Below are 14,573 nucleotides of genomic sequence, written 5' to 3'. Positions count from 1 at the left end.
CTCACCCCTCCTTCTTCGCCTGCTCCTCGTAGAATTCCCGCACCACGTCCCACGCCTCTTCGGCGGTCTCGACATAGGTGAAGATGCCGAGGTCGCGCTGGCTGACCACGCCCTCGTCGACCAGCGCCTGGAAGTTGACCACCTTCTCCCAGAATTCGCGGCCGAACAGGAGCACCGGGATCGGCTTGATCTTGCCGGTCTGGATCAGCGTCAGCAGCTCGAACAGTTCATCGAAGGTGCCGAAACCGCCGGGGAAGGCGGCGAGCGCCCGCGCACGCAGCAGGAAGTGCATCTTGCGCAGCGCGAAATAGTGGAACTGGAAACTGAGCGACGGCGTCACATAGGGATTGGGCGCCTGTTCGTGCGGCAGCACGATGTTGAGGCCGATCGATTCCGCGCCGACATCCGCCGCGCCGCGATTGGCCGCCTCCATGATCGACGGCCCGCCGCCCGAGCAGACGACGAACTGGCGCATCCCGCGCTGGTCACGCGGCACGCGGCTGGCGATCTGCGCCAGTTCGCGCGCGACCTCGTAATATTTGCTCTTGGCGACGAGCCGTTCGGCGATGCCGCGCGACACGTCGTCGCTCGCCAGTTCGAGCATCGCCTGCGCCTTGGCGGGCTCGGGGATGCGGGCCGAGCCGTACATGACGAAGGTCGAGGCGATCTGCGCCTCCTCGAGCAGCAATTCGGGCTTGAGCAGCTCGAGCTGGAAGCGCACCGGGCGCAGATCCTCGCGCAGCAGGAAGTCCATGTCCTGGAAGGCGAGCTTATAGGCGGGATGCTCGGTCTGCGGCGTCGAGATGGCTTGCTGGGCGCTCGCGGCATCCTGGCTGGCGCGCGGGAAAACCCGTTCGGGAAGGCGTGTGTCGGTCATCCGCGGGCGTTAGAGCAAAGCCCCCGACGGCTCAACGCCCGATCGTCAGCGGCAGACGCCGGCGCGGTCGTCCTCCAGATGCAAGTGATTGCGATGCGCGGCATTATAGCCGGGCGACAGCACCGTGCCGAAGCGCTTGCAGGCGGAAGCGTGGATCGTCGACAGGAAGCGCTGCACCTGCGGGTCGGGCGAGGTCCAGTCGCGCAGGATCGTCACCCGCCGCCCGTCCTTCAGCGTCACCCCGCCGACGTCGATCGCATTGGCGATGGCATGGCCCGACCGCCGGTCGCCGCCGCGCCGCGTGCCGACGACGTTGCGGCAGGCATAGCTGCCCATGCTCTGCACGCTGGCCAGCTCGCTGCCGAGGATCTGATAGGCGGCGGGGGCGACCGCGTTGCGCACCCAGCCGGAGAGGGCGCGCGCCTCGTCGCAGCGGATCGCGGTGATGCCGGTGACGGGTACGCCGATGTCGATCAGCTGGACCGCGCCCGACAGGCCGCAGCCATTGCCGAAATCCTTGTCGGGCAGCGTCTTGTAGCTGACGTCCATGTTGCGCAGATCGGCGAGGCATTGCGCGGTCTGGCGGGAGGAGACGGTGGCGATCGAATCGCGCGGCGGCGCCGGACGTTCGGCGCGCCCGCAGGCGGCAAGCAGGAGGACGAGGCCGAGCGCCAGCGCCCGCCGGTCAGGGCATGGGATCATCGTCCCCGTCTACAGCGCCGCGCTGCGCCGCCAAGAGCGCGGTTTGGCGTGCCAACAGTCTTGCGATGACGCGGGTAGCGAGCAGGGTGAACAGACAGGACGGTGCCGCCCTGATGGAAAAAGCCCGCAGCGGCCCGCCCCGCGAGGGTCCCTTCGCACACCGCTGTCGGGATCATGCGGCGGTATCGGCGGCTCAGCTCCGCCGTCCCCAGCGCCGCGACCCGGTGTTGCTGTGATAGATTAGCGCGACGCGCTGCAACGCCGACAGTTGCAGGATGATGACGGAGAAGACCGCGCTCAACGCGATGTCGACGGCGACCTTGACCAGCAGCAGCATGTCGGCGGTGAGCAGGTCATGCTGCAGCGTGGCGCCGATGTACTGGCGCAGGCCGACGAGGCTGAGCACGCCGTTCGCCAGCCACAGGCCCCACCACCAGCGCAGCATGGCGGGCACCTCGACCAGCGCCGCCGCCTTGGGCGCGACGGAGATGCGCCACGTCTCGCTGATCAGGCCGAGCGGCTTGATCAGCCCGGCGACGGGTACGAAGAACCAGCCGACCGCCCAGGCCGGGCTGGTCTGCGGCGCGGTGGAAAACCGGTCGTCGAGGGCATGCGCGTTGCGGTTGGTGACATAGACCCAGCGCAGCACCGCCAGCGCAGCGAGCGCGAAGGCGACGGCGGTCAGCGCCTGCAAGGCGGACGACAGGGCCGCGACCTGCGTAAACGCCCATCGGGGGATTGCCCCCTTGCCAAGACCGCTGACCGCGCAAATTTCGATGATCCGGCCGATCCCGTCGAGCATCACCGGCACGGTCCACAGCCAGATCGCCCCCACGGCGATGCCGCCGGCGGTGGTGGGATCGCGCCGTTTCGGGTTGGTAACGCCCATTCCGCTTCCTCGTCGCATTGCATCAATGGCTCATTGTAGACGGATCGCCTCGTGTTGGAGCGTCGACAGCCGGGTGATGATCCGGCACGCCGTGCCGGCGAGCGGCAAGGCCGCGACGGCGGCGAGCAGGATCAGCCACGGTCCGGCCGGCGCCGTGGCGGGCAGCAGCGTGGCGAGCGCGTCGGATACGGTGGCGACCAGCCACGATCCCCACCACCAGCGCAGGATCGACGGCGCCGCCACCTCGCCCGGCGCGGTGGGGGAGAGGGTGACGCGCCACGTCTCGTCGAGGTCGCGGAGCGGCATCAGCAGCGTGGCCTTTTCGTTGGCACTCTGGATCTGGAGGCGGTTGATGCCGCCGCACAGGATCATGGTCGCCACCCATAGCTGCCACCAGAGTTCCATCCACTGCGGCGCAGCCACCGCCTCGGGGGCGCCCGGATCGACGGTCGCCGACCAGCTTTGCCGGATGCCTTGATACGGATGGAAGAGCGAGACGACCGGTATGAAGAACGAGACGACATTTCATGCCGGACTGATCGTCACGGCGTCACTCCAGCATCGTGCGTTGCAATTCACCCGATACACCCACCGCAGGATCGTCCCGAACGTCACGATCGAGACGAGCGCGGACGCGGCACTCGAAATCAAGATCACCGGGCTTAGCGTGTTGTGGACGGCAAGGATGGTCGGCGGGTCGGATGCGGCTATGGCGAGGCCGCTTTACGCGGCGAGCGCGAGGTTCGTCGCCAGCCGTATCCACGCCATCCCGCGCGCCGTCTCCGCCGACCCGGTCGGGTCTAGCAACACCTGTCGCCCCCTCGTCGCTTTGCCAAAGTTTCTTGTAGAGGCGTTTTCGCGACCGAAGCTTTTTCGATTGTCACGGTCGCCGCGTGTCTCTAGGGCCGTCGGCGGGCCACGCCGTCCCAACGCGGCGCGTGCTCTCTGTGAGGAGAGACTATTTTGACGGATACCTTCACCGCCCCCGATGCACGGGGTGCGTCCAAGCCCGCCACCAAGCCGGCGCGCCCCTTCTTCAGCTCCGGACCCTGCGCCAAGCCACCCGGCTGGGAGGCGTCGAAGCTCGCCACCGATTCGCTCGGCCGCTCGCATCGTTCGAAGATCGGCAAGCAACGGCTGCAATATGCCATCGACCTGATGCGCGAGCTGCTCGGCCTGCCCGACACGCACCGGATCGGCATCGTCCCCGGCTCCGACACCGGCGCGTTCGAGATGGCGATGTGGACGATGCTCGGCGCGCGGCCGGTGACGACGCTCGCGTGGGAAAGCTTCGGTGAAGGCTGGGTGACCGATGCGGTCAAGCAGCTCAAGATCGATCCCACCGTCATCCGTGCCGATTACGGTCAGTTGCCCGACCTTGCGCAAGTCGACTGGTCGAACGACGTGCTGTTCACCTGGAACGGCACCACCAGCGGCGTGCGCGTGCCGAACGCGGACTGGATTCCGGCGGAGCGTGAGGGGCTGAGCTTCGCCGACGCGACCTCGGGCGTGTTCGCCTATGATATCGACTGGGCAAAGATCGATGTCGCGACGTTCAGCTGGCAGAAGGTGCTCGGCGGCGAGGGCGCGCACGGCGTGCTGATCCTCGGCCCGCGCGCGGTCGAGCGGCTGGAAAGCTATACGCCGGCCTGGCCGCTGCCCAAGGTGTTCCGCCTCGTGTCCAAGGGCAAGCTCACCGAGGGCATCTTCAAGGGCGAGACGATCAACACGCCGTCGATGCTCGCGGTCGAGGATGTCATCGTCAGCCTCGAATGGGCGAAGTCGCTGGGGCAGGGCGGGCTGATCGCGCGCTCGGACGCCAATGCCGCCGCGCTCGACCGGATCGTCGAGGCGCGCGACTGGCTCGGCCATCTCGCCGCCGATCCGGCGACGCGGTCGAAGACCAGCGTCTGCCTCACCGTCGAGGGCGCCGACGAGGCGTTCATCAAGGCGATGGCGTCGCTGCTCGACAAGGAGGGCGCCGCCTATGACGTCGCTGGCTATCGCGACGCGCCACCGGGCCTGCGCATCTGGTGCGGCGCGACCGTCGACACCGCCGATATCGAGGCGCTCGGGCCATGGCTCGACTGGGCCTATGCCACCGCCAAGGCGGCGGCCTAACCCTCTCCCACCCCAGGTTCGTCATTCCGGCGAAAGCCGGAACCCATGGATACGCGACGTGCGCCCCTGATGCGCATCGTGTCCATGGGCCCCGTCTTTCACCGGGGTGACGAAGGGGTGTCCCCCCGACTTCCCTATTCGAAAGCCACACCCATGCCCAAAGTCCTCATCAGCGACAAAATGGACCCCAAGGCCGCGCAGATCTTCCGCGAGCGCGGCGTCGAGGTCGACGAGATCACCGGCAAGACCCCGGACGAATTGAAGGCGATCATCGGCCAGTATGACGGCCTCGCCATCCGCAGCTCGACCAAGGTGACCAAGGAGATCCTGGAGCACGCCACCAACCTCAAGGTCGTCGGCCGCGCCGGCATCGGCGTCGACAATGTCGATATCCCCGCGGCATCCGCCAAGGGCGTCGTCGTGATGAACACGCCGTTCGGCAATTCGATCACCACCGCCGAACATGCCATCGCGCTGATGTTCGCGCTCGCCCGCCAGCTTCCCGAGGCCGATGCCTCGACCCAGGCGGGCAAGTGGGAGAAGAACCGCTTCATGGGCGTCGAGCTGACCGCCAAGACGCTCGGCCTGATCGGCGCGGGCAACATCGGCTCGATCGTCGCCGACCGTGCGCGCGGCCTTAAAATGAAGGTGGTGGCGTTCGATCCGTTCCTCACCCCCGAGCGTGCGATCGAGATGGGCGTCGAGAAGGTGTCGCTCGACGATCTGCTCGCGCGCGCCGACTTCATCACGCTGCACACGCCGCTGACCGACCAGACGCGCAACATCCTCTCGGCCGAGGCGCTCGCCAAGACAAAGAAGGGCGTACGGATCATCAATTGCGCGCGCGGCGGCCTGATCGACGAGGCGGCGCTCAAGGAGGGGCTCGACAGCGGTCATATCGGCGGCGCGGCGCTCGACGTCTTCGTCGAGGAGCCGGCCAAGGCCTCGCCCTTGTTCGGCACGCCCAATTTCGTCAGCACGCCGCACCTCGGCGCGTCGACCACCGAGGCGCAGGTCAATGTCGCGATCCAGGTCGCCGAGCAGATGGCCGACTTCCTCGTCTCGGGCGGCGTCACCAATGCGCTCAACATGCCGAGCCTGTCGGCGGAGGAGGCGCCCAAGCTCAAGCCGTATATGGCGCTCGCCGAAAAGCTCGGCAGCCTCGTCGGCCAGCTCACCACCGGCGCGATCACCCGCATCTCGGTCCATACCGAGGGCGCGGCGGCGGAGCTCAACGCCAAGCCGATCACCAGTGCGGTGCTCGCCGGCTTCCTGCGCAACCAGACCGACACGGTCAACATGGTCAACGCACCGCTGCTCGCCCGCGATCGCGGCGTCGAGGTGCGCGAGGTGCGCACCGAGCGCGAGGGCGATTATCACACGCTGCTGCGCGTCTCGGTGAAGACCGCCGACGGCGAGCGCTCGGTCGCCGGCACGCTGTTCGGCGATCAGGCGCCGCGGCTGGTCGAATTGTTCGGCATCAAGGTCGAGGCCGATCTGGTCGGGCCGATGCTCTATGTCGTCAACGAGGATGCGCCCGGCTTCATCGGCCGGCTCGGCACCGCGCTGGGCGAGGCGGGGGTCAATATCGGCACCTTCCATCTCGGCCGGCGTCAGGCGGGCGGCGAGGCGGTGCTGCTGCTCTCGGTCGACGAGCCGGTCGATGCCGACCTGCTCGCCAAGGTCAAGGCGCTGCCGGGCGTCAAGACCGCGATGGGTCTGACCTTCTAGGTTCGGTCGACGCTCCGTGTCCGGCGCGGCTGTGCCGCGGCGGTCCACCGGTCCGCGCGGAAGCGCGGTGGGCGCGGGGGCGGCTGTGCCCGGGCGGTACGCGCCGGTTCGTCCGCGGCATGGCGTCGCGGTCGCCGGTGCGTCGCCGGCGAACCCTCCGCGCCTCCGCGCGAACCCCGTTGCCCCACCCGGATTCGCGCAACGGTGATCGTCGATCCGTGCCAACCCGCGGTGGGGGCACGCGATCCGGCGTTGCCCCCGTTCCCGCCCGCGGATAGGGGACGGCTACGATGACACCCCTGCTTCCCGAAGGCTTCCGCGACCGGCTGCCGCCACATGCCGATGCTGCCGCCGCCGTCGAGGCCCGCGCGCTCGAAGCGGCGCGCCTCTATGGCTATGAGCGCGCCGATCCGCCGCTCGTCGAATATGCCGATGCTTTGGGCTCGCGGCTCAAGGACGGCGCGCTGACCGACGCGGTGCGCTACGTCGATCCGGTGTCGCAGCGCACGCTGGCGATCCGCCCCGACGTCACCGCGCAGATCGCGCGGATCGCCGCGACCCGCATGGGCCACCACCCGCGCCCGGTGCGCTTGTCCTATGCCGGGCCGGTGCTCAAGCTGCGCAGCCCCGAACTCGCCCCGGCGCGCGAATGGCGGCAGATCGGCTGCGAGCTGATCGGGCTCGATTCGATCGCTGCGGCGCAGGAGGTGGTGGCGGTCGCCGTCTCGGCGCTGACCGCAGCGGGGGCGAGCGGCCTGTCGATCGACTTCACCTTGCCCGATCTGATCGACACGCTCGCCGCCGGGCCGTTGCCGGTCGCCGCGGAGCGGATCGCGCTGCTCCAGGAGCGGCTCGACGCCAAGGATGCCGGTGCGGTCGCGGCGATCGCGCCCGACTATCTGCCGCTGATCGAGGCGGCGGGTCCGTTCGACGGCGCCATCGCCCGGCTGCGCGCCTTCGACACCAGACAGGTGCTCGCCAGCCGGCTCGACGGCCTCGCCGCGATCGCCGCGGGGCTGGGCGAGGACGTCACGCTGACGCTCGATCCGACCGAGCGGCATGGCTTCGAATATCAGTCGTGGCTCGGCTTCTCGCTATTCATCGCCGGCGCGGCGCGCGAGGTCGGGCGGGGCGGCACCTATGCGGTGATGCACGAAGGCGGTGCGGAGGAAGCGGCGACCGGCTTCTCGCTCTACGCCGATGCGATCCTCGCCACCGCGGGCACGGCCGATCGCCGCCGCCTGTTCCTGCCGTTCGGCACGCCGGCCGAGGCTGGGACGGCGATGCGTGCCGCCGGCTGGGTCGCGGTCGCGGCGCTGACCGCGGGCGACACGCCGGAAGCACAGCTCTGCACGCACCTCTATGTCGATGGCGAGGCGCGGGCGCTCTGATCGGCTCGCATTGGTGACGTGTCGGTGGCGGGACGCAATGCGCTCGTCCCGTCACCGACGGCAGAGCCATACCGTTCCTGCCTTCAATTCCCGCCAAGCGGTTGACCCCGCCGGCGCGCGCCGGTAGGCGCGCGGCATCTCAGGACCGTTCGTGTGCCGAGTCCTGTCGAAGGGCGCACGGATCAACGCCGGCAGGCGGAGACCTGTATCCATGGCCAATGTAGCAGTCATCGGCGCGCAATGGGGCGACGAAGGCAAGGGCAAGATCGTCGACTGGCTCGCCGAGCGCGCCGATATGGTGGTGCGCTTCCAGGGCGGCCATAACGCCGGCCATACGCTCGTCGTCGGCGACAATGTCTACAAGCTGTCGCTGCTGCCCTCGGGCATCGTCCGCGGCACGCCGAGCGTGATCGGCAACGGCGTCGTGCTCGACCCCTGGGCGCTCAAGGCGGAGATCGAGCGGCTGGCGGCGCAGGGCGTCACCGCGACGCCCGAGACGCTGCGCATCGCCGACACCTGCGCGCTGATCCTGCCGCTCCACCGCGACCTCGACGCCCTGCGCGAGGATGCGAGCGGCGCGGGCAAGATCGGCACCACCCGTCGCGGCATCGGCCCGGCCTATGAGGACAAGGTCGGCCGGCGCGCGATCCGCGTCTGCGATCTGGCGCATCTCGACGATCTCGGGCCGCAGCTCGACCGGCTGCTCGCACATCACGACGCGCTGCGCGCGGGGTTCGGCTCGCCCGCGATCGATCGCGCCGCGCTGCTCGCCGAACTGCGCGAGATCGCCGGGTTCGTGCTGCCGTTCGCCAAGCCGGTATGGCGCGACCTCAACGAGGCGAAGGGCCGCGGCAAGCGTATCCTGTTCGAAGGCGCGCAGGGCGTGCTGCTCGATGTCGATCACGGCACCTATCCCTTCGTCACCTCGTCCAACACGATCGCCGGTACGGCGGCGGGCGGATCGGGGCTGGGGCCGGCGGCGGTCGGCTTCGTGCTCGGCATCGCCAAGGCCTATACCACCCGCGTCGGGTCGGGGCCGTTCCCGACCGAGCTGGAGGACGAGACCGGCGAGCGGCTCGGCCAGCGCGGCCATGAATTCGGTACGGTGACGGGGCGCAAGCGGCGTTGCGGCTGGATCGACACGGTCCTGCTGCGCCAGTCGGCGGCGGTCGGCGGCATCACCGGCATCGCGCTGACCAAGATCGACGTGCTCGACGGCTTTGAGACGATCAAGATCTGCACCGGCTATCGCCTCAACGGCGAGGCGCTCGACTATTTCCCGGCGCATGCCGCAGATCAGGCGGCGGTCGAGCCGGTCTACGAAGAGATGGAAGGCTGGCAGGAGTCGACAGCCGGGGCACGGAGCTGGGCCGATCTGCCGGCGCAGGCGATCAAGTATATCCGCCGCGTCGAGGAGCTGATCCGCTGCCCGGTCGCCCTCGTGTCGACCAGCCCGGAACGCGAGGACACGATCCTCGTCCGCGATCCGTTCGCCGACTGACGGCGGACACGAAAAAGCCGGGCGGTGTGACCCGCCCGGCCTTTTGTTCGCAGCTTCGAAAAGCTTATTGCGGGGTGGCGGTCCCACCCGTGGTGGTGCCGCCCATCGTCCCGGTGGTCGACGTGCCGCCCATCGTGTCGGTGGTGCCGCCCATCGTGCCCGTGGTCGAGCCGGTGCCGGTGCCGGTCGTGCCGCCCATCGTATCGGTGGTGCCCATCGTGCCGGTGGTCGAGCCGCTCATGCTGCCCGAACCGGTCGTGCGACCGCTACGGGTGCTGCGCGACTTGCGCGACGAACGGCTCTGCGTCGTGGTGCCGCTCGACATCGTCGAATCGGTCGGCGAGGTGGTCGTCTGACCGCCCATCGTACCGGTCGTGCTGCCGCCCATCGTGCCCATGCTGCCCGAGGTGCTGCCGCCCATCGTGCCGCCAGCGGTGCCGCCGGTCGTCGTCTGGGCATAGGCTGCGGCGGGGATCAGCATCGCGGCGGCCATCAGCGGAATGATCTTACGCATCGTTCTCTCCTGCTTTGTCGTCCGCCCCCAACGGGCCGATGCAGGGAGGGTTCCGTTTTATTAACCTTCAGCGCCCCGTCTGGCCGCGATGCAGCAACGCCTGGTCGGCAAGTACTAGGGCGATCATCGCCTCGACCACGGGTACGCCGCGGATGCCGACGCAGGGGTCGTGACGGCCCTTGGTGGCGATATCCGCCGCCGCGCCGCTGCGGTCGATCGTCGGTACCGGGATGAGGATCGAACTGGTCGGCTTGAACGCGACGCGCAGCCGGATCGGCTGGCCGGTGGCGATGCCGCCGGTGATCCCGCCGGCATGGTTGGCGAGGAAATCGGGACCGTCGGCGCCCGGCCGCATCGCATCGGCATTCGCCTCGCCGGTCAGCGCCGCGGCGGCGAAGCCGTCGCCGATCTCGACGCCCTTGACCGCATTGATCCCCATACAGGCATGCGCCAGCTCGGCGTCGAGCTTGGCATAGAGCGGCGCGCCCCAGCCGGCCGGCACCCCGGTCGCCTCGCACGCGACCACCGCGCCGAGCGACGAACCCGCCTTGCGCGCGCTATCGACCAGCGCCTCCCAGCGTGCGGCCGCGGCGGCGTCGGGGCAGAAGAAGGGGTTGGCATCGATCGCCGCGTCGTCAAACGCAGCATAATCGATGGCATCGCCACCGATCGCCTCGACCCAGCCGCGGATGCGCACCTGCGGGATCACCGCTCGCGCCACCGCGCCGGCGGCGACACGCGACGCCGTCTCGCGCGCCGAGGAACGACCGCCGCCGCGATGATCCCGCAGGCCGTATTTGGCGTCATAGGCATAATCGGCATGGCCGGGGCGATAAGCCTTGGCGACCTCGGAATAATCCTTCGATCGCTGGTCGACGTTCTCGATCATCAGGCTGATCGGCGTACCGGTCGTCCGCCCCTCGAACACGCCGGACAGGATGCGCACCTGATCGGGCTCGCGCCGCTGCGTCGTGAAGCGCGAGGTGCCGGGGCGGCGCTTGTCGAGCCACGGCTGGATGTCCGCCTCGCCGAGCGCGATCCCCGGCGGGCAGCCGTCGACCACCGCGCCGATCGCCGGACCATGGCTTTCGCCCCAGGTGGTGAAGCGGAACAGATGCCCGAAGCTGTTGATGCTCATGCGGCGCTACGCTTTGCCTGGGTCATGTGGCCGCGACCGGCGAGCAAGCCCGCGACCGAGATATCCTCGTCGAGCTCGTCCCAGTGCAGACCGCTGGGGCTGATCCACACCTTGTCGCGATCCGCCGCCGATCCGTGCAGCAGCCGGGGATACCAGGCGAGCGGCACGCCCAGGGTGCGGCCATCGTCGAGGCGGACCCACATCTGATCGTCATCGAACTCAACGCTCGTCGCGCGTACCGAAATGCTCATGCCAGGCGCTCGTAATCTCAGGTCGACGAAGGCTGACCTGCTCGATGATCCATCGCAGGGCGCGGGCGTCCAGTCCATGATTATCGGCCAACGTCACCTCGGGATACAGCCAGAGCTTCGCATCACCGATGCCGCGTTTGGCAACATGGACGTGGATCGGCTCGCGCGGGTCACCTTCATTGGAGTAGAAGTGGAACCGCCATCCGCGATCGACGAAGACGACCGGCACCGCCGTCGTCTTACGCCAGCGCGATATCCGGGGCGTCCTCCGCCTTCATGCCGATGACGTTATAGCCCGCGTCGACATGGTGGATCTCGCCGGTCACGCCCGCCGACAGGTCGGACAGCATGTACAGGCCGGCGCCGCCGACATCCTCGATCGTCACGGTGCGGCGGAGCGGCGCGTTGAGCTCGTTCCACTTGAGGATATAGTTGAAGTCGCCGATGCCGCGCGCCGCCAGCGTCTGGATCGGCCCGGCGGAGATCGCGTTGATGCGGATATTGTCGGGGCCGAGATCGACCGCGAGATATTTGACGCTGGTCTCCAGAGCCGCCTTGGCGACGCCCATCACGTTGTAATGCGGGATGACCTTCTCGGCGCCGTAATAGGTCAGCGTCAGGATCGCGCCGCCGTCCGGCATCATCGCGCGCGCGCGCTGCGCCACCGCGACCAGCGAATAGGCCGAGATGTTCATCGTCATCAGGAAATTGTCGAGCGTCGTGTCGTAATAACGGCCGCGCAGCTGCGACTTGTCGGAGAAGCCGATCGCATGGACGACGAAATCGATCGTCGGCCATTCCGCCTTGAGCGCATCGAAGGTCGCGTCGAGCGCCGCCATGTCGGCGACGTCGCAATCGAACAGTCGCGCGACGCCGAGCTGTTCGGCGAGCGGCCGGACGCGCTTCTCCATCGCCGCGCCCTGATAGGAGAAAGCGAGTTCGGCGCCATGTTCGGACAGGTGTTTGGCAATGCCCCAAGCGAGCGACTTGTCGTTCGCCAGCCCCATGATCAACCCACGCTTGCCCGCCATCAAACCCGTCACGCCGTCTTCGCCTTTTCTGTCACCGATTGCCCCTGTAGCGCCGGTTCGGGGGGTTCCGCCAGTGCCGCGTTGAGATGCGCGCCGAACACCAGTCCCAATCCGATCAGGTAGAAAAACAACAGCATCACGACGACCCCGGCCAGGCTGCCATAGGTCATGTCATAGCCGCCGAGATGCCCCAGCACCCATGGCAGCAGCGTCGTCATCCCGACCCACCAGACCGTGGTGAACGCCGCACCCGGCCATTTGCGGCAGTCGGTATAACGATATTTGGACGGCGTCACCGAATAGAAGAGCAGATAGAGCGCGCCGAACATCACCAGCCCCGGGATGATCCGCGACAGGCCGACCCATCCGGCGAGCCCTTCCGCAAAGGGGAGCAGACGGTAGATGAACTGTTCCGCCGCGGTCAGGATGCCCTGGACGAGGAAGCTGAGCAGCGCGATGATCACCGACAGGATGATGACGCCCGACGACGAGAGGCGCGACCGCCAGAACGGCACGCTTGCCTTGACGCCATAAGCGCGATGGAAAATGTCGCGGATCGTCTCGACGAAGCTGCCGACCGTCCACAATCCGACCAGCCCGCCCAGCCACAGCAGCGATCCCGTCCGCGCGAGCAGCACGTCCGCGATCGGCTTGCGCAGGATATCGGCGACATCGGGCGGCAGCACGTGGAGGAACGAGGCGACCGCCCGCTGCGTCTCGGCGCTCTGCCCGAGCAGCGACAGCACCGCCGCGGCGGTGATGAAGAACGGGAACACCGTCATCAGTGCCAGATAGGCGAGATTGCCGGCGTGGATGAAGCCATCGGTGAACACGCCATAGGCGGCGCGCTTGGTAATCTCCCACGCCGCGGGGCCGGGTTTCAGCTTGGCGAGCTGGTGGCGCGCGCGATGATGCGCGCGCGCCTCGGGGGTAAGGACATTCGTTTCGGTCACGACCGCGTCAGACGCCCATGGCGGCTCGCGGGTTCCGCGGGTCGTTCCACCCGGCGACGAACTGTTGCAGCGCTGCATCATCGGCCGGCAGGTCGATCAGCAGCGTGACGAGCTGATCGCCGCGCGTGCCGTCCTTCTTGTGAAAGCCCTTGCCCTTGAGCCGCAGCGTCTTGCCCGAGCTGGTGCCCTTGGGGATGGTCAGCATCACCGGCTTGTCGACGGTCGGCACGCGCACGGTGCCGCCGGCGACCGCTTCCTTGAGCGTGATCGGCAGGTCGAGCCGTACGTCGTCGCCGTCGCGCTCGAAGAAACGGTGCGGCTGCACCTCGATGGCGACGATCGCATCGCCGGCGCCGCCCGGCCCGGCCTCGCCCTTGCCGGCGAGCTTCATCTGCGTGCCGCTTTCGAGCCCGGCGGGCAGTTTGAGGTCGATCGTCTTGCCGTCGCCGAGCGTCACGCGCTGCGGGCTGAGCGTCGCCGCGTCGATGAAGGGCACCTGCAGCCGATAGGTGACGTTGGCGCCCTTGGGCTGCGCACGCCGGCCAAAGCCGCTAGAAAAGCCGCCGCCCCGCGCCTGTCCGCCGCCGAACAGCCCTTCGAAGATGTCGCTCATGTCCGGATCGCCGCCGGCGCCGAATTCATAGCCGGCGCTGTTGAAGCCTGCCGATCCGGCGCGGCCGCCGCCCGGTCGCGCGCCGCCGAAGCCGAAGGGCGCGGCGGGGTTGCCGTCGCCGTCGATCTCGCCGCGGTCGAACTTCGCGCGCTTGTCCTTGTCGTTGAGCAGGTCGTAGGCGTTGGTGACCTGGCTGAACCGCTCGGACGCTTTGGGGTTGTCCTTGTTGCGGTCGGGATGCAGTTCCTTGGCGAGCTTGCGGTACGCCTTTTTGATGTCCGCCTCGGACGCGCCGCGCGCGACGCCCAAGGTTTGATATGGATCGGCCATTGGGTCCCCGTTGGTGTATTACGGACCCATGTGGGGGAGGGCGCGACGCAACGCAATCGCTCGCTGCATCGTTGGGTCTTTCAAGGAGATACGATGTGACCGACAAACAACCGATGCAGGCGATCGACCCGAATCACGCCGAAAAGGCCAAACAGGACGACGGTGTCGAATGGCCTTCGGGCAAGGGCGACAGCGAAAGCAGCGGCGGCGCCTACCCCAATCCGCACACCGGCAAGGGCAAGCAGGACGATGTCGGCGGCGGCTTCCTCGGCCATGGCGGGCAGAGCCATATCGACTATTCGGGCACCGGCGACGACGACACCGACGAAGCGGTCGGCAATGAAAACGCCGTGACCAAGTAAAGCGTGTCCCTTCGCGGTAGATACGTCGCTCCCGTCGCCACTGAACGACGACGGGAGCGTTTTTTTTACCGCTGGCTCAGCGCGCCGGGGTGGGCGCCGGGGCCGGCGCGACCGGCGCGACCGGGGCGGCACCGGCGCGGGGCGCAGGCGGGGCGGCGCCGTTCACCGG

General features: G+C 68.3%; 17 protein-coding genes. 6 read left to right on the top strand and 11 right to left on the bottom strand.

Annotated elements, in window-relative coordinates:
- Position 1 precedes the first annotated feature (1 nt).
- The 4 genes from BW41_RS10945 to BW41_RS21570 form a co-directional block, all read right to left on the bottom strand.
- On the bottom strand, positions 2-877 hold the full coding sequence (locus BW41_RS10945; RefSeq protein ID WP_037534402.1) for a TIGR00730 family Rossman fold protein: 876 nt from the start codon (positions 875-877) through the stop codon (positions 2-4).
- 45 nt (positions 878-922) lie between these two features.
- The gene (locus BW41_RS10940; RefSeq protein WP_037534400.1) at positions 923-1,579 is read right to left on the bottom strand and encodes an extensin family protein; all 657 of its coding nucleotides are present in this window, start codon (positions 1,577-1,579) and stop codon (positions 923-925) included.
- 193 nt (positions 1,580-1,772) lie between these two features.
- Positions 1,773-2,468: a DUF4328 domain-containing protein gene (locus tag BW41_RS20115; protein ID WP_051583441.1), complete on the bottom strand. Its 696-nt coding sequence runs from the start codon at positions 2,466-2,468 to the stop codon at positions 1,773-1,775.
- 30 nt (positions 2,469-2,498) lie between these two features.
- Positions 2,499-2,849 carry a hypothetical protein gene (locus tag BW41_RS21570; protein ID WP_152542269.1) on the bottom strand — a complete coding sequence of 117 codons (351 nt, stop codon included), beginning with the start codon at positions 2,847-2,849 and terminating at the stop codon, positions 2,499-2,501.
- A gap of 124 nt (positions 2,850-2,973) precedes the next feature.
- On the opposite strand from BW41_RS21570, the gene BW41_RS20105 reads away from it, so the two are divergent.
- The 5 genes from BW41_RS20105 to BW41_RS10910 all read left to right on the top strand — a co-directional run bounded on the left by BW41_RS20105 (position 2,974) and on the right by BW41_RS10910 (position 9,212).
- Positions 2,974-3,435, top strand: a complete 462-nt coding sequence (locus BW41_RS20105) for a hypothetical protein (protein ID WP_051583439.1) — start codon at positions 2,974-2,976, stop codon at positions 3,433-3,435.
- A complete protein-coding gene (locus tag BW41_RS10925) occupies positions 3,432-4,589 on the top strand; it encodes a phosphoserine transaminase (protein ID WP_037534398.1) in 1,158 nt (385 codons plus the stop codon). The genes BW41_RS20105 and BW41_RS10925 overlap by 4 nt, the downstream gene beginning before the upstream one ends.
- Positions 4,590-4,742: 153 nt before the next feature.
- Complete coding sequence (serA, locus tag BW41_RS10920) at positions 4,743-6,320, top strand: phosphoglycerate dehydrogenase (RefSeq protein ID WP_037534396.1); 1,578 nt, start codon at positions 4,743-4,745, stop codon at positions 6,318-6,320.
- 290 nt (positions 6,321-6,610) lie between these two features.
- Positions 6,611-7,711, top strand: coding sequence for an ATP phosphoribosyltransferase regulatory subunit (locus tag BW41_RS10915; RefSeq protein WP_037534394.1), 1,101 nt, complete (start codon positions 6,611-6,613; stop codon positions 7,709-7,711).
- Positions 7,712-7,922: 211 nt separating this feature from the next.
- A complete protein-coding gene (locus tag BW41_RS10910; protein WP_037534392.1) occupies positions 7,923-9,212 on the top strand; it encodes an adenylosuccinate synthase in 1,290 nt (429 codons plus the stop codon).
- Between the two features lie 64 nt (positions 9,213-9,276).
- Here BW41_RS10910 and BW41_RS10905 read toward each other — a convergent pair whose 3' ends face one another.
- From BW41_RS10905 to BW41_RS10875, 7 genes are all read right to left on the bottom strand, one after another.
- Positions 9,277-9,726, bottom strand: a complete 450-nt coding sequence (locus BW41_RS10905) for a hypothetical protein (protein ID WP_037534390.1) — start codon at positions 9,724-9,726, stop codon at positions 9,277-9,279.
- A gap of 67 nt (positions 9,727-9,793) precedes the next feature.
- Entirely contained in the window at positions 9,794-10,864 is a 1,071-nt protein-coding gene (gene aroC / locus BW41_RS10900) for a chorismate synthase (protein ID WP_037534388.1), read from the bottom strand.
- Positions 10,861-11,115: a DUF2442 domain-containing protein gene (locus tag BW41_RS10895; protein ID WP_200870403.1), complete on the bottom strand. Its 255-nt coding sequence runs from the start codon at positions 11,113-11,115 to the stop codon at positions 10,861-10,863. Before BW41_RS10895 ends, aroC begins: the two co-directional genes overlap by 4 nt.
- Positions 11,084-11,344, bottom strand: coding sequence for a DUF4160 domain-containing protein (locus tag BW41_RS10890; RefSeq protein ID WP_037534386.1), 261 nt, complete (start codon positions 11,342-11,344; stop codon positions 11,084-11,086). The genes BW41_RS10895 and BW41_RS10890 overlap by 32 nt, the downstream gene beginning before the upstream one ends.
- Before the next feature lie 10 nt (positions 11,345-11,354).
- Positions 11,355-12,146, bottom strand: coding sequence for an enoyl-ACP reductase FabI (gene fabI / locus BW41_RS10885; protein ID WP_037534384.1), 792 nt, complete (start codon positions 12,144-12,146; stop codon positions 11,355-11,357).
- Between the two features lie 8 nt (positions 12,147-12,154).
- Positions 12,155-13,099 (bottom strand): YihY/virulence factor BrkB family protein, encoded by a 945-nt coding sequence (locus BW41_RS10880; protein WP_037534382.1) that lies wholly within the window; start codon positions 13,097-13,099, stop codon positions 12,155-12,157.
- 7 nt (positions 13,100-13,106) lie between these two features.
- Positions 13,107-14,042, bottom strand: a complete 936-nt coding sequence (locus tag BW41_RS10875) for a DnaJ C-terminal domain-containing protein (RefSeq protein ID WP_037534380.1) — start codon at positions 14,040-14,042, stop codon at positions 13,107-13,109.
- 95 nt (positions 14,043-14,137) lie between these two features.
- Between BW41_RS10875 and BW41_RS10870 the strand changes: the two genes are divergently transcribed.
- Positions 14,138-14,404, top strand: a complete 267-nt coding sequence (locus tag BW41_RS10870; protein WP_037534377.1) for a hypothetical protein — start codon at positions 14,138-14,140, stop codon at positions 14,402-14,404.
- Positions 14,405-14,573 lie beyond the last annotated feature (169 nt).

This window comes from Sphingomonas sp. RIT328, from assembly GCF_000632225.1.
Lineage (GTDB): Bacteria > Pseudomonadota > Alphaproteobacteria > Sphingomonadales > Sphingomonadaceae > Sphingomonas > Sphingomonas kyungheensis.
Note: the sequence above shows the minus strand (reverse complement) of the source record. Positions and strands in the feature narration are given on the sequence as shown.